The sequence below is a fragment of the Pandoraea terrae genome, from assembly GCF_902459695.1.
Lineage (GTDB): Bacteria > Pseudomonadota > Gammaproteobacteria > Burkholderiales > Burkholderiaceae > Pandoraea > Pandoraea terrae.
Window position 1 is genome coordinate 83195 of sequence record NZ_CABPRZ010000020.1, and the last position, 21657, is coordinate 104851.

Below are 21657 nucleotides of genomic sequence, written 5' to 3' on the forward strand. Positions count from 1 at the left end.
ACAACAAATTCCCGTGCAGGCAAGACGTAGCGCGAACGGCGCACGTTTTTCACCACAAGAATAAATTTGGAGATGCTTGATGCGTTGTTCCCGTCAGTGGTTTGCCTTATGTCTTGGGCTGTTTGCGGCGTCCGTTTCCGCACAGCAAGCCAAGTCCGCGCCTCTCCCCGCGTATCATGTCAACGCGCCTGCAGGCGCGCCCAATGTGGTGATCGTGTTGCTTGACGATGTCGGATTCGGCGCATCGTCGACGTTCGGCGGGCCGGTCCAGACGCCGGTGCTTGAATCGCTCGCGCACGAAGGCCTGCGTTACAACAGTTTTCACACGACTGCGATTTGTTCGCCGACGCGCGCGTCGCTGCTGACCGGCCGCAATGCGCATGCGGTCGGAATCGGTGCGGTGGAGAACACGATCGATGATCGTCCGGGGTACAGCGGCTTCCATACCAAGGACACCGCGACCATCGCCGAGATTTTGCGTCAGCACGGCTACAACACCGCGGCCTTCGGCAAATGGCATCAGGCCCCGGACTGGGAAGTGTCGCCGAGCGGGCCCTTTGATCGCTGGCCGACCGGCGAGGGCTTCGAACGCTTCTACGGCTTCCTCGGCGGAGAAACCGATCAGTACGACCCGTCGCTGTACGACGGTACGACGCCGATCATGCGCCCACCGGGCCGCAACTATCATCTGAGCGAAGACCTCGCCACCCGCGCGACCCAATGGTTAAGTCTTCAGCACTCGGTGACGCCGAACAAGCCGGTGTTTATGTATTTCGCGCCGGGAGCGACGCATGCCCCACTCCAGGCGCCGAAGGAATGGATCGACAAATATCGCGGCAAGTTTGACCAAGGTTGGGACAAGCTTCGCGAGGAGACTTTCGAGCGGCAGAAGCGGCTTGGCGTCATTCCGGCGGGGACGACGCTCACCCCGCGTGATCCGCGCATGCCGGCATGGGACTCGCTGACCCCGGATCAGAAGCGCATTGCCTCGCGATTGATGGAGGTTTATGCCGGCTTCCTGGCGCATACCGACGCCCAAGTCGGCAAACTGATCGACGCGCTCAAGGCCAACGGCCAATTCGACAACACGATGTTCTTCTACATCGTTGGCGACAATGGCGCCAGCGCCGAGGGCGGTTTGCTTGGCAGCGCGAATTATTTCGGCCAACTCCAAGGCTTGCCGGAGAGCGATGCTTCGAAGCTCGCCAGGCTCGACAAGCTTGGCGCACCTGGAACGTATGCGCACTATCCGGCCGGCTGGGCGTGGGCACTGGACACACCGTTCAAGTGGACGAAAACGGTCGCTTCGCATCTCGGCGGCACGCGAAATGCGATGGTGGTTTCGTGGCCGAAGGGGATCACGGATCGCGGGGGCTTGCGCAGCCAGTTCAGCCATGTTGACGATGTTGTCCCGACCATCCTGGAGGCTGCGCATATCAAGGCGCCGACGACGGTCAACGGCATCGCCCAGAAGCCGATGGATGGTTCCAGCATGCTCTACAGCTTTGCCGATGCGAAGGCGCCCGAGCGTCACACTACACAGTATTTCGAGGTTTTCGGGCACCGCGCGATCTACCACGACGGCTGGATGGCGTCGGCCTTTCACAGCAGGCTCCCGTGGACTGGCTTCGATTACTCAAACAAGAAGTTCGAGGACGATCAATGGGAACTCTATGACCTGAGAAATGACTTCTCGCAGGGGAACGACCTTGCGCAGCGCGAGCCGGCGCGACTCGCTGCGTTGAAGAAGTTGTTCATGAGCGAAGCGGCGCGCAATCAAGTGCTCCCGCTCCAGAACATGGTGGCCAACAGTTCGAAGGGGATTCCTTCAATCGACGCGGGCCGCACCCGCATGACCTTCCACGAAGGTGCTGTCGGCATTCCCGAGACGGCACTGCCCAAGACGTACAACCGGTCGTGGAGCGTGACCGGCAACGTCGATATCGGCCCGGATGCGCGCGGTGTGATTGCGACGCTGGGCGGCAGCGGTGCCGGATGGTCGCTGTATCTCGACGCCGAACGGCATCCGGTGTTTACGTATCGGCTATTCAACCTGAAGACGGTGACGTTCCGCGGACCTGCGCCGCTTCAGCCTGGCCAGCACCAGCTTCGTTTCGACTTCGACTATGACGGCGGTGGCTATGCGAAGGGCGCGGCCATCAGCTTGATCGCGGACGGCAAACCGGTCGGCAAGGACCATCTGCCCGCGAGTCCGCCGGCTTTCTACTCGATCGATGAGACGTTTGACGTCGGCATCGACCACGGCTCTCCCGCAGGCGACTATCCCGAAGGGTCTGCACCTGGCTACGCCTTTACCGGGGGGCATATCAACGATGTCACGATCGATCTGCGGTAAGGCGGAGGTGAATTCAGTGCGCCATCGGCGGGCTTTTGCACATCACTTGACGGAGGTGCCGTTGAAGTCGACCTGTCTGCGGAGCGTTGTTGTCGCGGCGCTGTTGCTGACCACCGGAATGGCGATTGCCGCCGATTCCGGTGCGTCGGCGCAAAAGGGCAAACTCGCGTTTGACGCTGCCCATTACCCCAGCGCGAACACGTCGCAACAACTCTACGACGAACTGGACTATCAACGCGCAGTGCAGGCGTATATCTGGGCGCAGCCGCTGGTGGGTCTTGGCGCAATGGCCGAAGGGGCACGACGCATCGGCATCCGCCCGATGGAATTGTTCGTGTTCGACAAGCTGGAGCAAGTCAATCAGACGTTGCAGACGGGCAATGACGATGTCGTCTATTCGTTCAGCTACTTCAACCTGCAGGACAGCGGTCCGCTGGTGATTGAGATCCCGCAAGGGAACCAGTACGGCGTGGTGCTCGACGCGTGGCAGCGGCCGATCGAAGATGTTGGCAGGATTGGCCCTGATGAAGGCAAAGGCGGCAAGTATGTGATCGTGCCGCCGGGATATCGGGGCGACTTGCCCGAGCAGGGGTACATCGTGCGTCAGTCACCGACGAATCGCGGCGTGCTGTTCCTGCGGGCGGTGCGTGGGCCTGGCGATTCGGTGGAAAGCGCCGCCGAGCAGCTGACTCACGCGAATCTTTATCCCTACGCTTCGCGATCAGCACCGCCTCCGCTGCAAATGCGCCGCATGGGATCCGCCGACTATGACGGCGTCACACCGAAGGGACTTGACTACTTCACGCTGCTGGCCGAACGGATCCATGCGGAGCCCGGCGAGGAGCGCGACCGCATGATGCTGGGGATGCTAGCGACGTTGGGCATTGAGCGCGGAAAGCCGTTTGCACCGGACGCGAGGTTGCGCGCGATTTTGCAGCGCGCTTCCGAGACCGGGCGAATGATGGTGGCCAACCTCGAGTTCAATCCACGCAGGCCCCGCCGTGTGATGTTCAAGGGAACCCAATGGCGCTTGCCGACAGGTTTGATCAGTTATACGCAAGAACGCGGGCCATTGACCGATGTCGACGAGCGTGCCGCGCTGTTCCGTTTCGGGTTCGCCATGCACAAGTTTCTTAACCCTGACGCAAAGCCGATCGTTGGCAAAGGGGCCGCGTATGCGACGACTTACCGGGATGCGCGCGGGGCATTCCTGGACGGCGCTCGGACCTACCGGCTGCATGTCCCCGCTAACGCGCCCGTGCTCGATTACTGGTCCGCTTCCGCATATGACGCCGAGAATTTCAGTTTCATCAATACGGAGCAACGGCGCCCCTCACTGTCTTCGCTCAAGGCGCTAAAGCACAATCCGGATGGCTCGACGGATCTGTACTTCGGCCCCAAAGCCCCTGAAGGCATGCAGTCAAACTGGATCAAGACAGTGCCGGGCAATGGGTTCTTCCTGTTATTCCGGCTTTATTCACCTACGGAAGCGTTCTACACAGGGAAGTGGCAGCTGGGCGACGTCACAGAAATTGTTCGATAACGTCACAAGCGAACGATGTATTCCGCCTACTAATTCAAGGTGGCAGCAGCGGCTGCCGGCCAGCCCAACGATCCGATGATCGCGACGATAAATTCCCCGCAAGGGAAAGGCCCTGCCGTTGCAGACGGACTCAGCGGCCCGCTTCCACCGCATCGGCCAGTTGCGCCAGCGTGTGGAAGTGATAATCGGGCACGGTGTGCGCTGACTCGATGGTGCCGCCCGAACTCGCCTTGCCGTGCCGGCGCTCGATCCAGCAAGTGGTGATGCCAAGGCGTTTCGACACGCCGATATCGTGGTACTGGCTTTGCGCCACGTGCAGATTGTCGGCCTGCGTGAAACCCCACACGCCTTCATAACGGCCACGCGCATAGGCGAAATATTGCGGATCAGGCTTCTCGCAAAGCGCATCGTCACAGCTCAACAGCATGTCGAAGGGTTCGCCGAGCGTCTCGGAAAATTGCTTCAACGCCCACGTTTGGGCATTGGTCATCGTGACCAGCTTGAAATGCTTTCGCAAACGCTGCAATGCCTCCACCGAATCCGGGAACGCGGGCCAGGCGGCCACCGAATCACGCAACCCTTTCGCGAGCGCGTCGGAATCCGGTAGCGCCAAACTCGGCGCGATCACATGCCAGCAACGCTCCAGATCGTCGGGATACGCACCGGTGTTGCCGTCGGCGCGCGCAGCGCGATAGGCAGCGAGAAACGCTTCATCCGTCACCGTACTGTCGGGAACCGCGCGGCGCAGATAAGCCAGCATTCCGCCTTCGAAATCAATCAGCGTGCCGACAACGTCGAACGTAACTACCTTGAAATCTTTCAAAGCCATGTGAAACTCCAAAGAGGCCGTCTGTACGGCGCGCAAAGGCTTGCCGACGCAACAATCGCATCGAGCGACGGCCGGACCGGTCAAGCCAATCGGGCGCGCAACAGTTGTAAGCTTAACGGGACCGTCGGATGCGTTTGCAGCAAACTGCCCCTCCACCGCCGCACAGAATTTTGTTGTTGAATCCCGATTCGGCATTTTGTTTTGACTGTCGACCTGCCGCAAAAATGGCCGCCAACGCACACCCCCCGGGCGAGTGGGCGCGACAACCGGCCCGCGCGATTGCAAAGCCCGCTCGGTCGGCGGTGGAGGCGGTCGTCAGACGCTAGTAAATGCCGGGAATCAGCCGCCAGGTCTTCTCGCAGTATTGGTCGTATTGATCACCAAATTGGGAGCGCAATAGCGATTCCTCGGCACGAATGCGGGCAAACAACGGGGGAAGGTTCAACGCCGCCAGCAGTATCCCGGCGCCTGAGCGGAAGACCAGCGCCCAGCCAAGCGCGCCGACCAGCAAGCCCAGGTAACTCGGGTTACGGATGTATCGATAGATGCCATCTGTAACGAGGGTATGCCCCGGTTGAATTGCAACCAGTCCGCTGAAGCGGTTGCCGAGGACAAAGACAGGCCAGATGCGTAGCACTCCGCCAACGGCGAGGAGAACAACACCCATCCAGCGGACGCCGTCGTCGCCGAATGCCCAGAACCCGATGCGATCCGTATAGGCGGGGATGTAGGCCGATAGAACGCCAAGGACACCGAAGACAATCAGGACCCAACGGTTGCTACGATCCTCTCGCTCGCCCGAACTGAGGTTGCCCTCCGTGAATAGCGCGGCAATCGTCAATGCGATCAGCACGAGTGTGGCGGCAACAGTGGATGTACGAGAGAAGAATGCGCTGATTCCACCCGCACCCAAGATAGCAAGCCACACATAGGCGAGCGTGCCCAGCGTCGAGATCAATACGATTCGGACTTTGGACATCGCCGTCACCTCCGTCGAATGCGCTTCTCTCGACTCAGTATAGGACCCTTGAACCCGACAGAAGCGCACGCGGCGCAAGCGCCGGTTCCCTGAGATGTGTCAAGCGCAGGAGGTGACGAGATCACGCCCCGCGCTTGACGAGATGGTCCGAACTGCGGTCTGCAAGTGCTACGGCCCTACAGCGCCTCGGCCAGGAAAGCCAGCGCACGTCCATGGGCCAGCGCCGCCGACGGCTGATGATACGAGCCACGTGCCCAGCAATTGAAACCGTGGTCGGCTTGCGGATAGACGAACACTTCCGCGTTCGCGTGACCGGCGACCGCCGTACGTACACCGTCGACAACTTCCGCCGGAATATGCGTGTCGAGCCCGCCGAAATGGAACTGGACCGGCACCCGCAGATTGGCCGCTTCCTTCAGATAGTTCTGAATTCCGCCACCGTAGTACGGCACTGCGGCGTCCACCAGGCCACGCGTGGCGCTCAGATACGACATCAGGCCGCCAAAGCAATACCCGACAGCGGCGACTTTCGCCCCCGCGTCGAGTTTGCCGCGCAGCACGTCGACGGCCGCGGCGATGTCCTTCACCGCCTTTTCGATATCGACGGTCTTGCGCAGCTCCATCCCGCGGGCCATGTCGTCGCCGGCGTAGCCAAGTTCGATGCGCGGCGCCGCACGCCAGAAGATGTCCGGCGCGATCACGACATAGCCGTCGGCCGCGTATTGGTCGGCGACCGCGCGAATATGCGCGTTCACGCCGAAGATTTCCTGCACGAGCACGATACCGGGCGCTTGCGTGGTCTTGCCCGTGGGCGGCAGCGCCAGATACGCGTCAAAAACGCCATCTTCAGTTTTTACCGGGATCCATTGACTGTTCGACATGGGAGTTGGCTCCGTTGATGGTAGAAAATGCGCGCAGCCCAAGCGTGGGCAATATCAAATTAGGCTTTCGGGCGACGCACTCAAAACGTCGAGCTGCCCAGTATAGGCACTTTTGTGAACGCCGGCAGAGACACCCAAGTCTCCTGCTGGATAGGGCGCGGCAGCGTCCGAACAAGTTGCGACTGCGCCGACAACCGCTCAATGATGGTGGTGGTGATGATGCGACCAGTTGCCGTCGGTTGAACTGACGAAGGATTCAACAGCTTCCTTGTCGCCGGTGGCGTGGCGCATCAATTGACCGCACTTGCACCAGCCCTGGTACGGGGTGATGTGCGAGCATGCGGAGACTTTCTGAAGAAACAACGTGACGGGCTTCGTGCACGTCTTGCACTTGAATGTGAGGGTGCGGGCGGGTTTGCTCATGCTGACGGGAATGGCTGAAAACAGAATGGCGGCTGCGGACGATACCGCGCCGGCTCAACCCGTATTGTACCTTTGTGCGCTTGCCGCCACCGGGTGAGCCACCGTGGCAGCGCCCATCGCCGTCACGCCCTCGGCATCGCCCCCGTCGAAAGCTTGTGCCGGTATTGCACGAACCCAGAGCGCTCCGCAATCCTGTCGTACAGCAACATGGCTTTGGTATTGGTCTCATGCGTGAGCCAATACACGCGCGAGCATTGATTTCGGGCCGCCGTCTCGTACACATGCTCAATGAGCTTTCGCCCCACGCCACCGCCGCGCACGCTTGGGCTCACAAACAGATCCTGCAGATAACAGTAATCGCCCTCAGTCCAACAGGAGCGGTGCTGAATGTGATGCACCAGTCCGACAGCATCCGCGCCCTGCCAAGCCAAAGCGCCGCCAACGGTCTCCGCCGGATCGATCAGCCGCCGCCACGTGAGCTCCGACACCGCAGCGGGAATCTCCACTTCGTAAAATGCCTGGTAGCCGCGCCATAACGGCAGCCATGCCGCGTAATCCTCAGCGCGCAGCGGACGAATCACGGTTTCAATGTTTGCGCTCACGTTGTCGCTCCTTCGAATTGGCGAATCGGCCTCACCCCGTCATACAGACTGCATTGCCCTGGTGATTGTAGAACGACACATCGAGGAAACAAGAGCCACCCAGTGCTTCGCCGTGGCTCTAAAACCGATGCCATTGCGGTGGCAGCAGTTCACTGATGGCGCTAGCGCGCCGCGTCGGGGGCTTTGCCAGCAATCTGAGGATACTCATGCTGGCGCGCCTCAATCTGCGCGGATCAGATCGCGTGCGTCAGAAGTGGACGGCTGCCTCCACGAAGAGGGTGTTCGCGAGCGCCCCGGGCACCGTGTGATGGTTATTACCGAATTTGTTGTACCAGTATTCCCAACCCACGCCGGCCTGCAACACGTTTTTCTTCATGCCGATCATACTACCCACATCGACCATCAGCTTGGGATGGAACAGAATTTCCGTCTTCGTGGATTCGCCGAATCCATCCTTGCCCTTGGGGGCTACCACGTCGGCGAAGCCTTCAAAGCTCACAGGCACTCCGCCGAGATTGAACGGAATGGCCCAAGCGCTTTCCAGCATCCCGGTGCCCCGGAAATGCACTGATTGTCCGACGATCCCGTTGTAGTTGTTCTCGTAGTGGTACAGCAACGCCACGTTCCAGAAACCCGGCACGTCGAATTGAAAGTTCGGGCCGAACACGAGCATACGTTTGCGCGGTGCAAAGGTGGTGTTCTTCGTATTGAGGTCGAAACCGGCTTCGATCGAAATGTCGCGAAGCGGACCCAAAGCGAAGTTCTTGGTGCCGGTCACCGCATTGAGACTGAGATTGTGGCGATATAGCGCATAGACTTCCTGAGCGCCCGAGGTGCCGTTGTTGGACGGATCCTTGCTGTTTGACATCAACACGTCGATGTTGAAGAAATTGGTACCGTATTTATAACCATCGACATGGTTGAACGTGACAATGTTCTTGCCGATGTCAGAGGCCTTCCCATTCGAGTCAGTGACACCGGGCTCTCGGAACGTCGAACCATACCAATAGTGGATTGACGTGTCGCTCCAGTCGAAAGCATGGGCCTGGGTCGTCCACATCGAGCCAAGCGCTGCAGTGCCGAGTAAAAGTCGTGAGAGCGAACGGAAAAGCTTATGTTTCATTGAGGTCCCCTGGTTATTTAAAAAGTACATCCTGACCGGATGCAAAATAACCGCCAGGCACGCCCGGTGACAAGACTTGCAAGGTTATGTTGCGGTTCGCATAAACCATATGTTCGAGCCGTGACATGGGGAATCGGGTTTTCCCTGCGTCGCACGTTGCCGTGCGCCTTTCAGGGCGATTTCACAACGCTCGTTCCGCACCGTCATATGCACTCTGTTATACAGAGTCCTTTTCATCCGCATATTGGTGCTTGGCCGCCTGCTGACGATGCAGGTTTCGGCTGGTGGCAGGCAGCCAGAGCCCGGCATTGCGGCCCGTTCGAAAGCATGACAGGCAAAAAAAACGGCGCCCTTTTCAGAGCGCCGTTTTCACAGCATCGAACTACAGCGAAAAACTTACTCCGCCGTCGGCTCTTCGACCGAAGCCGGCATCGGTGCGAACGCTTCTTCCAGAGCGATCTGGTCGTGACGTTCGCGATCCGACGTTTCGCGGGCCTTGCGGGCCTTGTGATACGCCAGGCCGGTACCGGCCGGGATGAGACGGCCGACGATGACGTTTTCCTTCAGGCCACGCAGATCGTCCTTCTTGCCCATGATTGCGGCTTCGGTCAACACGCGCGTCGTTTCCTGGAACGATGCGGCCGAGATGAACGAATCCGTCGACAGCGACGCCTTCGTAATACCCAGCAACACGTTCGCATACTCTGCCGGACGCTTGTCTTCCGCGTTCATGGCATCGTTCTCGTCGAGCATGTCCGAGCGTTCCACCTGCTCGCCGGTGATGAAGCGCGTATCGCCCGAATCGACGATCTGCACACGACGCAGCATCTGGCGAACAATCACCTCGATGTGCTTGTCGTTGATCTTCACACCCTGCAAGCGATACACGTCCTGCACTTCATCGACAATGTAACGCGCCAGCGCTTCGATACCCTGCAGACGCAGGATGTCGTGCGGGTCGGCCGGGCCGTCCACGATCATTTCGCCCTTGTTCACCACCTGGCCGTCGTGCACCAGCACCTGCTTTTCCTTCGGAATCAGGAATTCGTGCTGATTGCCGTCGAGGTCGGTAATGACCAGGCGCTGCTTGCCCTTCGTGTCCTTGCCGAACGATACGGTACCCGTGACTTCGGCCAGGATGCCGGCGTCCTTCGGCGCACGCGCTTCGAACAGCTCGGCCACACGCGGCAGACCCCCGGTAATGTCGCGGGTCTTCTGCGATTCGGTCGGGATACGCGCCAGCACTTCACCGATGTGAACGTTCTGACCGTCCTTCACGGTGATCAGTGCGCCCACCTGGAAGCCGATCGTCACAGCGTGATCGGTGCCGGGGATCTTGACCTCTTCGCCCTTTTCGTCAAGCAGCTTCACTTGCGGACGAACGTTCTTCGACGCCGGACCACGACGCTTCGGATCGATCACGACCAAGGTCGACAGACCGGTCACGTCGTCGATCTGCTTGGCGACCGTCACACCTTCCTCAACGTTCTCGAACTTCACGAGACCGCCGTGTTCGGTAATGATCGGGCGCGTCAGCGGATCCCACGTACCCAGCTGCGCACCGGCCTTGACCACCGCGCCGTCGAGTTGCAGCAGCATGGCGCCGTACGGCACCTTGTGACGCTCGCGCTCGCGGCCATGGTCGTCCGTGATCATGACTTCGCCCGAACGCGAGATCACGATCTGTTCGCCCTTGCCGTTCGTCACGTAACGCATGGTTGCCGTGAAGCGAACGGTGCCGTTCGACTTGGCTTCGATCGACGAGGCCACTGCCGCACGCGATGCCGCACCACCGATGTGGAACGTACGCATCGTCAGCTGCGTGCCCGGTTCACCAATCGACTGCGCCGCGATCACGCCGACCGCTTCGCCGACGTTGACGCGCGAGCCACGGCCCAGGTCACGGCCATAACAGGCCGCGCACAGACCATAGCGCGTATCGCAAGTCAGCGGCGTGCGCACACGCACTTCGTCAACACCGTATTGCTCGATCGCCTCGACGACGTCTTCGTCCAGCAGCGTGCCGGCTTCGAACAGCGTCTCTTGCGTTTCCGGATTCACGACGTCGGCAACTGCCACACGGCCGAGAATACGGTCGCGCAGCGCTTCGACGACTTCACCGCCTTCGACCAACGCCTTCATCGCCACACCATTGCTGGTGCCGCAATCGTCTTCGACCACGACCAGATCCTGCGTCACGTCGACCAGACGACGCGTCAGGTAACCCGAGTTTGCCGTCTTCAACGCCGTATCGGCCAGACCCTTACGTGCACCGTGGGTCGAGATGAAGTACTGCAACACGTTCAGGCCTTCGCGGAAGTTCGCGGTAATCGGCGTCTCGATGATCGAGCCATCCGGCTTGGCCATCAGGCCCCGCATACCGGCGAGCTGGCGAATCTGGGCAGACGAACCACGAGCGCCCGAGTCGGCCATCATGTAAATCGAGTTGAACGATTCCTGACGGACAGTCTTGCCATCGCGGTCGATCGTCTCTTCCGTCGACAGCTGTTCCATCATCGCCTTGCCGACGGCGTCACCGGTCGCGCCCCAAATGTCCACGACGTTGTTGTAACGCTCTTGCGCCGTGACGAGACCCGACATGTACTGACGGTCGTACTCCTTCACCTTCTTCGACGCCTCGCCGATGATCTCTTCCTTCTGCGTCGGCACGAGCATGTCGTCCACGCAGATCGAGATGCCGGCGCGCGTCGCCAGGCGGAAACCCGTCTGCATCAGCTTGTCGACGAAGATGACGGTTTCGCGCAGACCGCAACGGCGGAACGCCGTGTTGATCAGCTTCGAAATTTCCTTCTTCTTCAGCGACTTGTTCAGGACGGAGAACGGCAGGCCCGGCGGCAGGATTTCCGACAGGATCGCGCGGCCGACCGTGGTCGGGTACAGCGTGATCTTCGGCGTCTTTTCACCGGTCTCGGCATCGACCGTGTATTCCGTGATACGGACGTTCACGCGCGAAGCCAGTTCCACTTCCTTGTTGTCGTACGCACGCAGCACTTCCGACACGTCGATGAACGACAGGCCTTCGCCCTTGCCATTGATCTTGTCGCGCGTGGCGAAGTACAGACCCAGCACGATATCCTGCGACGGCACGATCGACGGATCGCCGTTGGCCGGGAACAGGACGTTGTTCGACGCCAGCATCAGCGTACGTGCTTCCATCTGCGCTTCGAGCGACAGCGGCACGTGAACAGCCATCTGGTCACCGTCGAAGTCGGCGTTGAACGCCGCGCAAACGAGCGGGTGCAGCTGGATGGCCTTGCCTTCGATCAGCACCGGCTCGAACGCCTGGATACCCAGACGGTGCAGCGTCGGCGCGCGGTTCAGCATGATCGGATGTTCGCGGATCACCTCTTCGAGGATGTCCCACACGATCGGCGTCTGGTTCTCGACTTCCTTCTTGGCCGCCTTGATGGTGGTAGCCACGCCCATCACTTCCAGCTTGTGGAAAATGAACGGCTTGAAGAGTTCGAGGGCCATCAGCTTCGGCAGACCGCACTGATGCAGCTTGAGCGTCGGGCCCACGGTAATGACCGAACGGCCCGAGTAGTCGACGCGCTTACCGAGCAAGTTCTGACGGAAACGACCGCTCTTGCCCTTGATCATGTCGGCCAGCGACTTCAGCGGACGCTTGTTCGCGCCGGTCATGGCCTTGCCGCGGCGGCCGTTGTCGAGCAGCGAGTCGACGGACTCTTGCAGCATGCGCTTTTCGTTGCGCACGATGATGTCCGGCGCCTTGAGCTCGAGCAGACGCTTCAGACGGTTGTTACGGTTGATGACGCGGCGATACAGGTCGTTCAGGTCCGACGTCGCGAAACGGCCGCCGTCGAGCGGCACCAGCGGACGCAGTTCCGGCGGCAGCACCGGCAACACTTCGAGCACCATCCACTCGGGCTTGATGCCCGAGCGCTGGAATGCCTCGAGGACCTTCAGGCGCTTCGCATACTTCTTGATCTTGGCTTCCGAGCCCGTGACTTGCAGCTCGGCGCGCAGACGCTCGACTTCGGAATCGATGTCGATCGAACGCAGCAGCTCGCGCACGCCTTCCGCGCCCATCTCGGCACGGAATTCGTCGCCGTATTCCTCGACCTTGTTGTAGTAATCCTCTTCCGTCATGATCTGGCAACGCTTGAGCGGCGTCATGCCAGGTTCGAGGACCACGTAGGCTTCGAAGTACAGCACGCGTTCGATGTCGCGCAGCGTCATGTCCAGGACCATGCCCAGACGCGACGGCAGCGACTTCAGGAACCAGATGTGGGCAACCGGCGAAGCCAGTTCGATGTGGCCCATGCGCTCACGGCGCACCTTGGCCAGCGTCACTTCCACGCCGCACTTTTCGCAGATCACGCCGCGATGCTTCAAGCGCTTGTACTTGCCGCACAGGCACTCGTAGTCCTTGATCGGACCGAAGATCTTGGCGCAGAACAGGCCGTCGCGCTCGGGCTTGAAGGTCCGGTAGTTGATCGTTTCCGGCTTCTTCACTTCACCGAACGACCACGAACGGATCTTGTCCGGCGAAGCCAGACCGATCTTGATCGCGTCAAACTGTTCGTCCTGCTGGACTTGCTTGAATAGATCGAGCAAAGCTTTCATTGCTTTCTCCTATTTGCCTGAACGCGATTAACCGCGCTCCAGGTCGATATCGATACCGAGCGAACGGATTTCCTTGACCAGCACATTGAACGATTCCGGCATGCCGGCATCGATCACGTGATCGCCCTTGACGAGGTTCTCGTACACCTTCGTACGGCCCGTCACGTCATCCGACTTCACGGTCAGCATTTCCTGCAGCACATACGATGCGCCGTACGCTTCCAGTGCCCACACTTCCATCTCACCGAAACGCTGGCCACCGAACTGGGCCTTACCGCCCAACGGCTGCTGCGTCACCAGCGAGTACGGACCGGTCGAACGCGCGTGCATCTTGTCGTCGACCAAGTGGTGCAGCTTCAGCATGTGCATGAAGCCAACCGTCACCGGACGCTCGAACGCTTCGCCCGTGCGGCCGTCGTGCAGCGTGACCTGGTTCTTCGACTTGGTCATGCCGAGTTCCTTGGCGATGTCGTCCGGATAAGCCAGATCGAGCATGCGGCGGATTTCGTCTTCATGCGCACCGTCGAACACCGGGGTCGCGAACGGCACGCCGTTCTGCAGGTTGCGCGCCAGCGACACGATTTCGTCGTCGCTCAGGCTGTCGATATCTTCCTGATGACCGCTCTCGTTGTAGATCTGCGTGAGGAACTTGCGCAGTTCTTGCGTCTGGGTGTGGCGCTTGAGCATCTCGCCGATACGCCAGCCGAGACCCTTCGCAGCCCAGCCCAAGTGCACTTCGAGAACCTGCCCCACGTTCATCCGCGACGGAACGCCCAGCGGGTTCAGCACGATATCGGCAGGACGGCCATCGGCCATGTACGGCATGTCTTCGATCGGCACGATCTTCGAGACCACGCCCTTGTTACCGTGACGGCCGGCCATCTTGTCGCCCGGCTGCAGACGGCGCTTGACGGCCAGGTACACCTTGACCATCTTGAGCACGCCCGGCGGCAGTTCGTCGCCCTGCGTCAGCTTCTTGCGCTTCTCTTCGAAGGCCAGATCGAACTGGTGACGCTTCTGCTCGATCGATTCCTTGATCTGCTCGAGCTGTTGCGCGCCTTCATCTTCGGCCAGACGGATGTCGAACCAGTGGTAGCGGTCCAGATCGGCCAGGTATTCCTTGGTGATCTTGGTGCCCTTCGCCAGCTTCTTCGGGCCGCCATTGGCGGTCTTGCCGACGAGGAAACGCTCCAGACGCTGGAACGCATCGCCTTCCACGATACGCAGCTGGTCGTTCAGGTCCAGGCGGAAGCCCTTCAGCTCATCGTCGATGATCTGTTGAGCACGCTTGTCGCGCTGGATGCCTTCACGCGTGAACACTTGCACGTCGATGACCGTGCCGTTCATGCCCGAGGGCACGCGCAGCGACGTATCCTTCACGTCCGAAGCCTTCTCGCCGAAGATCGCGCGCAGCAGCTTTTCTTCCGGCGTCAGCTGGGTTTCGCCCTTCGGCGTGACCTTGCCGACGAGCACGTCGCCCGCTTCGACTTCCGCGCCGATGTAGACGATGCCCGACTCATCCAGACGACCCAGCTGAACTTCCGCCAGGTTCGAGATATCGCGCGTGATTTCTTCCGGTCCGAGCTTGGTGTCGCGAGCGACAACGTTCAGCTCTTCGATGTGGATCGACGTGTAGCGGTCTTCCGCGACGACGCGCTCCGAAATCAGGATCGAATCCTCGAAGTTGTAGCCGTTCCACGGCATGAACGCGACCAGCATGTTCTGGCCCAGCGCCAACTCGCCCAGGTCGGTCGATGCGCCGTCGGCGATGACATCGCCACGGTCGACCTTGTCGCCCACTTCCACGATCGGGCGCTGGTTGATGTTGGTGTTCTGGTTCGAACGCGTGTACTTGATCAGGTTGTAGATGTCCACACCGACTTCACCGGCCAGTGCTTCTTCATCGTTCACGCGAATCACGACACGGCCCGCGTCGACGTAGTCCACCACGCCGCCACGGAATGCCTGCACGGTCGTACCCGAGTCGACTGCCACGGTACGTTCGATACCCGTACCGACAACGGCCTTCTCCGGACGCAGGCAAGGCACGGCCTGACGCTGCATGTTCGAACCCATCAATGCACGGTTCGCGTCATCGTGTTCCAGGAACGGAATCAGCGAGGCTGCGACCGACACGATCTGCGACGGCGCCACGTCCATGTACTGGATACGGTCCGGCGTGACCATCATCGTTTCGCCGGCTTCACGCGACGACACCAGTTCGTCGGTCAGCGTGCCGGTTTCAACGTCGACCGTCGCGTTCGCCTGGGCGATCACGTAGCGGCCTTCTTCGATGGCCGACAGATAGTCGATCTGGTCGGTGACCTTGCTGTCGACCACCTTGCGGTACGGCGTTTCCAGGAAGCCGTATTCGTTCAGGCGGGCATAGAGCGCCAGCGAGTTGATCAGACCAATGTTCGGGCCTTCCGGCGTTTCAATCGGGCACACGCGGCCATAGTGGGTCGGGTGCACGTCGCGGACTTCAAAGCCGGCACGCTCGCGCGTCAGACCGCCCGGGCCAAGGGCCGAAACACGGCGCTTGTGGGTGATTTCCGACAGCGGGTTGGTCTGGTCCATGAACTGCGACAGCTGCGACGAACCGAAGAACTCGCGAATCGCCGACGAGATCGGCTTGCTGTTGATCAGGTCATGCGGCATCAGGTTTTCGGACTCGGCCTGACCCAGACGCTCCTTGACGGCACGTTCGACACGCACGAGACCTGCGCGGAACTGGTTTTCGGCCAGCTCGCCGACGCAACGCACGCGACGGTTACCCAGGTGATCGATGTCATCGACTTCGCCGCGGCCATTGCGCAGATCCACGAGGATCTTGATGGTCGAGAGGATGTCGTCGTCTTCCAGCGTCATCGGTCCGAGCACTTCGTCGCGGCCGACACGGCGGTTGAACTTCATACGACCCACCTTCGACAGGTCGTACGCTTCTTCGCTGTAGAACAGACGGTTGAACAGGGCCTCGACCGCTTCTTCGGTCGGCGGCTCGCCCGGGCGCATCATGCGGTAGATTGCAATACGCGCAGCCGTGCGGTCGATGGTTTCATCGATGCGCAGCGTTGCCGAAATGTACGGCCCCTGATCCAGGTCGTTCGTGTACAGCGTCTGCATTTCCTTGACGTCGCACTCGCGCAGCTTGGCCAGCACACCTTCGGTGATTTCGTCGTTGGCGTTCGCGATCACTTCGCCGGTATCGGCATCGATCACGTTCTTCGCCAGCACGCGGCCGAGCAGATAGTCTTCCGGCACCGAGATGAACTTGGTGTTCGCGTTTTCCAGATCGCGGATGTGCTTCGCGTTGACGCGCTTGTCCTTCTGGACAATGACCTTGCCTTCACGGTCGCTGATGTCGAAGCGTGCGACTTCACCACGCAGACGCTCCGGCACGAACTCCACTTGCGCGCCTTCGGGCATCAGCGTGAAGTTGTCGAACACGAAGAAGTTCGCCAGGATCTGTTCCGGCGTGAGGCCGATGGCCTTGAGCAGGATCGTGACCGGCATCTTGCGGCGACGGTCCACGCGGAAGTACAGGATATCCTTCGGATCGAATTCGAAGTCGAGCCACGAACCGCGGTAGGGGATGATCCGTGCGGAGAACAGCAGTTTGCCCGAGCTGTGCGTCTTGCCCTTGTCGTGTTCAAAGAACACGCCCGGCGAACGGTGCAGCTGCGAGACGATGACACGCTCGGTGCCATTGATGACGAACGAACCGGTCGAAGTCATGAGCGGAATTTCGCCCATGTACACTTCCTGTTCCTTGACTTCCTTGACCACGGGCTTGTTCGGCGATTCCTTATCGAGGATCACCAGACGAACCTTGGCGCGCAGGGCCGAACAGAAAGTCAGGCCACGCTGTTGACATTCCTTGACGTCGAACGCCGGCGTTCCCAGCAAATAGCTGACGAACTCGAGGCGGGCGAACCCATTATGAGAAACGATCGGGAAGATGGAGCTGAATGCGGCTTGCAGGCCTTCGGCCTTCCGTTCCGTGCCGATCGTGTCGGCTTGTAAGAATGAGGTGTACGAGGCGAGCTGGGTAGCCAGCAGAAAAGGCACCTTGTGCACGGTCGGACGCTTCGCAAAGCTCTTGCGAATACGCTTCTTCTCGGTGAAGGAATAGTGCATTACGATCTCCGAATCACTACGGTGACGACGACGGCAGGCATCGCCAACGGGTGTTCCTCGACTGAGACCAGACGTCCCCCACGGCGGGCTTGCCGTGAAGCAACGAGCTTGGTGGTTGGCCGCTACCAACCATGGCTGACGGCGACGGATGCCTGTGTTGCCCGTCGCCCGACCAAACTTGCCTTCTGCAGTCGCTTCAGAAGACAAAGAGAAAACCGCAACAATGGCGATCTTTTCTTTGGCCTCTCGCCGGTCATATTCGGCGAATCCCTTGTAAATCAACGGTCTTGGACCGTTTTGTGCTTGATGCGAAAGTCGCCGGGATTTGGCGGCCCACAAAGCACAAAAAGGCTGACGACTTATAGTCGCCAGCCTTCCCTACGCGCGGCGTCGAATTACTTGATTTCGACCTTCGCGCCTGCGTCTTCCAGCTTCTTCTTCGCTTCGTCAGCGGCAGCCTTGTCCACGCCTTCCTTGACAGCCTTCGGTGCGCCGTCGACGAGGTCCTTGGCTTCCTTCAGGCCCAGGCCCGTGATTTCACGGACAGCCTTAATGACGCCAACCTTGTTCGCGCCGATTTCGGCCAGGATAACGTTGAACTCGGTCTGCTCTTCAGCAACCGGAGCCGCTGCGCCGCCAGCCGGGCCAGCGACCGACAGAGCGGCAGCCGACACGCCAAACTTCTCTTCGAACGCCTTGACCAGGTCGTTCAGTTCCATAACGCTCATCGAGCCAACGGCTTCGAGGATGTCTTCTTTCGTGATTGCCATTTGTAAAACTCCTAGATTGTGTTCGGACCGTAGTCAGCGATCGTTCGGATACCCGGGCGAGTATTAAGCAGCTTCCGCTTGCTTCTTCTCTGCCAGGGCAGCCAGGGCGCGGGCAAAGCCGGAAACCGGCGCTTGCATGACACCCAGCAACTTCGCGAGCAGTTCGTCGCGGCTCGGGATGGAAGCCAGCGCTTGCACGCCTGCCTTGTCCATCACCTTTCCGTCGTACGAACCGGCCTTCAAGATCAACTTGTCGTTGCCCTTCGAAAAGTCGTTCAAGACTTTCGCAGCGGCTACGGGATCCGTCGAGATACCGTAGATCAGAGGACCGGTCATCTGCTCAGCCAGATCAGCAAACGGCGTGTTTTCCACGGCGCGACGCGCCAGCGTGTTCTTCAACACGCGCAGATACACACCTTGCTGACGCGCATTCGCGCGAAGCTTCGTCAGATCGCCAACCGTGATACCGCGATATTCGGCCAGAACGATGGTCTGGGCGCCGGCAACTTCTGCCGAAACCTCAGCCACGACGGCTTTCTTATCTTCCAGATTAAGTGCCACGGTTAACCTCCAAAATTGACATCACCCAATGGTGATGCCGTTCCACCAACGGCGTCCGACTTGTTAGGAGCTTTGCACACCTCGCTTGCGCGAGACACACCACTACATAACGTGTTCGGGTTCGCCATCTGCGTTGGCTGGCGTATTAAGGGAATGGCATTGCGTGCCCACTCCCGCCAACGGTCTTTGATAACCGGCAGTGCTGCCCAAAAGCCTCACTGCCGCCCAAAGTTCTTTACTGCGTGACGCAACGGCCTTTCGACCGTCACCGTCATTCGCCGGGTACGCCAACGCCCGACGATCCTGCGTATTGCTGACTGCCGCGTGAACTCGTGATCAGGCAGCCAGGCTGCTTTGATCGACGCGCACGCCGACGCCCATCGTGCTCGACAGGGCGATCTTGCGCAGGTACGAACCCTTGCTCGTGGCCGGCTTGGCCTTGGTCAGTGCGTCCAGCAGAGCCGAAAGGTTCTGTTGCAGTGCGCTGGCTTCGAACGAGGCACGACCGATGGTCGCGTGGATGATGCCGCCCTTGTCGACGCGGAACTGGACCTGACCTGCCTTGGCGTTCTTCACGGCCGTGGCAACGTCCGGCGTCACAGTGCCGACCTTCGGGTTCGGCATCAGGCCGCGCGGGCCGAGGATCTGGCCGAGCGTACCGACGACGCGCATCGTGTCCGGCGAAGCGATCACGATGTCGAAGTCCATCTTGCCGGCCTTGACTTGCTCGGCCAGGTCTTCCATACCGACGATATCAGCGCCGGCGGCCTTGGCTTGCTCAGCCTTTTCGCCTTGGGCGAAAACGGCGACGCGAACCGACTTGCCGGTACCGGCCGGCAGAACGACCGAACCGCGCACCACTTGGTCCGACTTCTTCGCGTCGACGCCGAGTTGAACGGCGACGTCGATCGATTCATCGAACTTGGCGCTTGCGCATTCCTTGACCAGTGCCAGGGCAGCGTCGATGGCGTACAGCTTGTTGCGGTCGACCTTGGCGGCGAGCGCCTTTTGACGTTTCGAAATCTTAGCCATTTACAGACCCTCCACCGTGATGCCCATCGAGCGTGCGCTACCAGCGATGGTACGAACCGCTGCGTCGAGATCGGCTGCGGTAAGGTCAGGCATCTTGGTCTTCGCGATTTCTTCCGCTTGTGCGCGGGTGATCTTGCCGACCTTGTCGGTATGCGGCTTGGCCGAGCCCTTGTCGAGCTTGGCGGCCTTCTTGATCAGCACGGTTGCGGGCGGCGTCTTCAGGACAAACGTGAAGCTCTTGTCGGCGAACGCGGTGATGACGACGGGGATCGGCAGACCCGGCTCAATACCTTGGGTCTGCGCGTTGAACGCCTTGCAGAACTCCATGATGTTGAGGCCACGCTGACCCAGAGCCGGGCCCACGGGGGGCGACGGATTGGCTTTACCTGCAGGGATCTGCAGCTTGATAAAGCCGACGATTTTCTTTGCCATGCTTTACTCCGGAACGAATATGTGGCGCATATTCGGGGTTGAGTGATAACGCGTTTTCATCCCGACAGGACTACTGGCGCTCCTCGGCGACGGGGTGTCACCATGCAAAACGCGCCGGACGTCGCGCCGGCGCATTAAACTCAGGTCTTTTCGACTTGTCCGAACTCCAGTTCGACTGGAGTTGCCCGCCCAAAGATGGTGACGGAAACACGGAGGCGGGATTTTTCGTAGTTCACTTCTTCGACCGAGCCATTGAAGTCCGTGAAAGGACCGTCCTTGACTCGCACCAGCTCGCCCACTTCGAACAACGTCTTGGGACGGGGCTTTTCGACCCCCTCTTGCATTTGAGACATGATCTTCTCGACTTCCTTTTCGGAAATCGGCGCCGGGCGGTTACGTGCACCGCCGACGAACCCGGTCACCTTGGGGGTGTTTTTTACCAGGTGCCACGACTCATCCGTCATATCCATTTCCACGAGCACATAGCCCGGGAAGAAACGACGTTCGGTGACCGTTTTATGGCCACCCTTGATTTCCACGACTTCTTCGGTCGGCACGAGAATGCGCCCGAATTGGCCTTGCATACCTTCGCGGTCGATGCGCTCTTGCAACGCGCGCATCACGCTTTTTTCCATGCCGGAATAAGCGTGAACGACATACCAGCGCTTAGTATTCTTTGCAGCGGTATCGGTCATATCACTTCCAGCCCAAAATCAGAGAGAACACCACCCATTCGATCGATTTGTCGGACAGCCAGAGGTACAACGACATGATCAGGACGAAGGCGAATACGATCGCGGTCGTCTGAGTGGCTTCTTTGCGGGATGGCCACACGACCTTCCCGACTTCACGATACGCGTCCTTGGCAAAAGCGGTGAAGCCTTTACCGGACTGCGTTGCCAACGCAACGCCTGCAGCAATCACCAGAAGCACGATGAGCGCACCCACGCGCACAAACAGTGCTTGCTGTGCCAGCGCATAGAACGCCACCACACCAACGACCACCAGCACGACTGCCAAAGCCAACAGCAGCTTATCGCCAGTGGTACGCACAGTTTCTACGGGTGAATTCGCCATTTCCAGGATGCAGACAATTGAGTTTGGCAGGGGCAGAGGGAATCGAACCCCCAACCTTCGGTTTTGGAGACCGACGCTCTGCCAGTTGAGCTATACCCCTAAAACAGCAGTAGGGTCAGCAGCCAAGCGCTGACCCCATAAGCGCGGATCTTTGGAAGATCCGAGCTTAAGCGATGATCTTTGCAACCACGCCGGCGCCGACGGTACGGCCACCTTCGCGGATTGCAAAACGCAGACCTTCTTCCATGGCGATCGGGTGGATCAGCTTGACCGTGATCGACACGTTGTCACCCGGCATGACCAT

The 21657-nt window shown here is 59.9% G+C and carries 17 protein-coding genes and 1 tRNA gene; 2 read left to right on the forward strand and 16 right to left on the reverse strand.

Annotated features, from left to right (window positions below):
* The first annotated feature begins 79 nt into the window (after positions 1 to 79).
* Both PTE30175_RS20415 and PTE30175_RS20420 read left to right on the forward strand, forming a co-directional pair.
* On the forward strand, positions 80 to 2356 hold the full coding sequence (locus tag PTE30175_RS20415; RefSeq protein WP_150698902.1) for an arylsulfatase: 2277 nt from the start codon (positions 80 to 82) through the stop codon (positions 2354 to 2356).
* Between the two features lie 61 nt (positions 2357 to 2417).
* Positions 2418 to 3899, forward strand: a complete 1482-nt coding sequence (locus PTE30175_RS20420; protein ID WP_191629154.1) for a DUF1254 domain-containing protein — start codon at positions 2418 to 2420, stop codon at positions 3897 to 3899.
* Positions 3900 to 4029: 130 nt separating this feature from the next.
* Here the strand turns inward: PTE30175_RS20420 and PTE30175_RS20425 are convergent, their stop codons facing one another.
* The 16 genes from PTE30175_RS20425 to PTE30175_RS20500 all read right to left on the reverse strand — a co-directional run.
* Positions 4030 to 4728: an HAD-IA family hydrolase gene (locus PTE30175_RS20425; RefSeq protein WP_150698904.1), complete on the reverse strand. Its 699-nt coding sequence runs from the start codon at positions 4726 to 4728 to the stop codon at positions 4030 to 4032.
* A 322-nt stretch (positions 4729 to 5050) separates the two neighbouring features.
* Positions 5051 to 5707 (reverse strand): methyltransferase family protein, encoded by a 657-nt coding sequence (locus PTE30175_RS20430; RefSeq protein WP_150698905.1) that lies wholly within the window; start codon positions 5705 to 5707, stop codon positions 5051 to 5053.
* Positions 5708 to 5883: 176 nt separating this feature from the next.
* Positions 5884 to 6588: a dienelactone hydrolase family protein gene (locus tag PTE30175_RS20435; RefSeq protein ID WP_150698906.1), complete on the reverse strand. Its 705-nt coding sequence runs from the start codon at positions 6586 to 6588 to the stop codon at positions 5884 to 5886.
* Positions 6589 to 6786: 198 nt separating this feature from the next.
* Positions 6787 to 7011, reverse strand: coding sequence for a hypothetical protein (locus PTE30175_RS20440; protein ID WP_150698907.1), 225 nt, complete (start codon positions 7009 to 7011; stop codon positions 6787 to 6789).
* 122 nt (positions 7012 to 7133) lie between these two features.
* Positions 7134 to 7613, reverse strand: a complete 480-nt coding sequence (locus tag PTE30175_RS20445; RefSeq protein ID WP_150698908.1) for a GNAT family N-acetyltransferase — start codon at positions 7611 to 7613, stop codon at positions 7134 to 7136.
* A gap of 247 nt (positions 7614 to 7860) precedes the next feature.
* A complete protein-coding gene (locus PTE30175_RS20450; RefSeq protein ID WP_150698909.1) occupies positions 7861 to 8736 on the reverse strand; it encodes a hypothetical protein in 876 nt (291 codons plus the stop codon).
* Between the two features lie 396 nt (positions 8737 to 9132).
* Positions 9133 to 13344, reverse strand: a complete 4212-nt coding sequence (rpoC, locus tag PTE30175_RS20455) for a DNA-directed RNA polymerase subunit beta' (protein ID WP_150698910.1) — start codon at positions 13342 to 13344, stop codon at positions 9133 to 9135.
* 27 nt (positions 13345 to 13371) lie between these two features.
* Positions 13372 to 17481 (reverse strand): DNA-directed RNA polymerase subunit beta, encoded by a 4110-nt coding sequence (gene rpoB, locus PTE30175_RS20460; protein ID WP_150698911.1) that lies wholly within the window; start codon positions 17479 to 17481, stop codon positions 13372 to 13374.
* A 395-nt stretch (positions 17482 to 17876) separates the two neighbouring features.
* Positions 17877 to 18251 carry a 50S ribosomal protein L7/L12 gene (rplL, locus tag PTE30175_RS20465; RefSeq protein WP_150698912.1) on the reverse strand — a complete coding sequence of 125 codons (375 nt, stop codon included), beginning with the start codon at positions 18249 to 18251 and terminating at the stop codon, positions 17877 to 17879.
* 63 nt (positions 18252 to 18314) lie between these two features.
* Complete coding sequence (rplJ, locus tag PTE30175_RS20470; protein WP_150698913.1) at positions 18315 to 18812, reverse strand: 50S ribosomal protein L10; 498 nt, start codon at positions 18810 to 18812, stop codon at positions 18315 to 18317.
* 336 nt (positions 18813 to 19148) lie between these two features.
* Positions 19149 to 19844, reverse strand: a complete 696-nt coding sequence (rplA, locus tag PTE30175_RS20475; RefSeq protein WP_150698914.1) for a 50S ribosomal protein L1 — start codon at positions 19842 to 19844, stop codon at positions 19149 to 19151.
* Entirely contained in the window at positions 19845 to 20276 is a 432-nt protein-coding gene (gene rplK, locus PTE30175_RS20480) for a 50S ribosomal protein L11 (RefSeq protein WP_150698915.1), read from the reverse strand.
* A gap of 140 nt (positions 20277 to 20416) precedes the next feature.
* Entirely contained in the window at positions 20417 to 20971 is a 555-nt protein-coding gene (gene nusG, locus PTE30175_RS20485; RefSeq protein WP_150698916.1) for a transcription termination/antitermination protein NusG, read from the reverse strand.
* Position 20972: 1 nt separating this feature from the next.
* Positions 20973 to 21353 carry a preprotein translocase subunit SecE gene (secE, locus tag PTE30175_RS20490; RefSeq protein WP_150698917.1) on the reverse strand — a complete coding sequence of 127 codons (381 nt, stop codon included), beginning with the start codon at positions 21351 to 21353 and terminating at the stop codon, positions 20973 to 20975.
* A 24-nt stretch (positions 21354 to 21377) separates the two neighbouring features.
* Positions 21378 to 21453 (reverse strand) — tRNA-Trp (locus PTE30175_RS20495).
* Between the two features lie 66 nt (positions 21454 to 21519).
* A partial coding sequence (locus PTE30175_RS20500) for an EF-Tu C-terminal domain-related protein (protein ID WP_476703890.1) occupies positions 21520 to 21657 on the reverse strand: 138 nt, incomplete at its 5' end.

Coding starts and splice junctions, on each gene's coding strand:
- rplL (WP_150698912.1), bottom strand. CDS start 18,251: ATGGCAATCACGAAAGAAGACATCCTCGAAGCCGTTGGCTCGATGAGC.
- secE (WP_150698917.1), bottom strand. CDS start 21,353: ATGGCGAATTCACCCGTAGAAACTGTGCGTACCACTGGCGATAAGCTG.
- PTE30175_RS20440 (WP_150698907.1), bottom strand. CDS start 7,011: ATGAGCAAACCCGCCCGCACCCTCACATTCAAGTGCAAGACGTGCACG.
- nusG (WP_150698916.1), bottom strand. CDS start 20,971: ATGACCGATACCGCTGCAAAGAATACTAAGCGCTGGTATGTCGTTCAC.
- PTE30175_RS20435 (WP_150698906.1), bottom strand. CDS start 6,588: ATGTCGAACAGTCAATGGATCCCGGTAAAAACTGAAGATGGCGTTTTT.
- rpoC (WP_150698910.1), bottom strand. CDS start 13,344: ATGAAAGCTTTGCTCGATCTATTCAAGCAAGTCCAGCAGGACGAACAG.
- rpoB (WP_150698911.1), bottom strand. CDS start 17,481: ATGCACTATTCCTTCACCGAGAAGAAGCGTATTCGCAAGAGCTTTGCG.
- rplK (WP_150698915.1), bottom strand. CDS start 20,276: ATGGCAAAGAAAATCGTCGGCTTTATCAAGCTGCAGATCCCTGCAGGT.
- rplA (WP_150698914.1), bottom strand. CDS start 19,844: ATGGCTAAGATTTCGAAACGTCAAAAGGCGCTCGCCGCCAAGGTCGAC.
- PTE30175_RS20430 (WP_150698905.1), bottom strand. CDS start 5,707: ATGTCCAAAGTCCGAATCGTATTGATCTCGACGCTGGGCACGCTCGCC.
- PTE30175_RS20415 (WP_150698902.1), top strand. CDS start 80: ATGCGTTGTTCCCGTCAGTGGTTTGCCTTATGTCTTGGGCTGTTTGCG.
- PTE30175_RS20425 (WP_150698904.1), bottom strand. CDS start 4,728: ATGGCTTTGAAAGATTTCAAGGTAGTTACGTTCGACGTTGTCGGCACG.
- PTE30175_RS20450 (WP_150698909.1), bottom strand. CDS start 8,736: ATGAAACATAAGCTTTTCCGTTCGCTCTCACGACTTTTACTCGGCACT.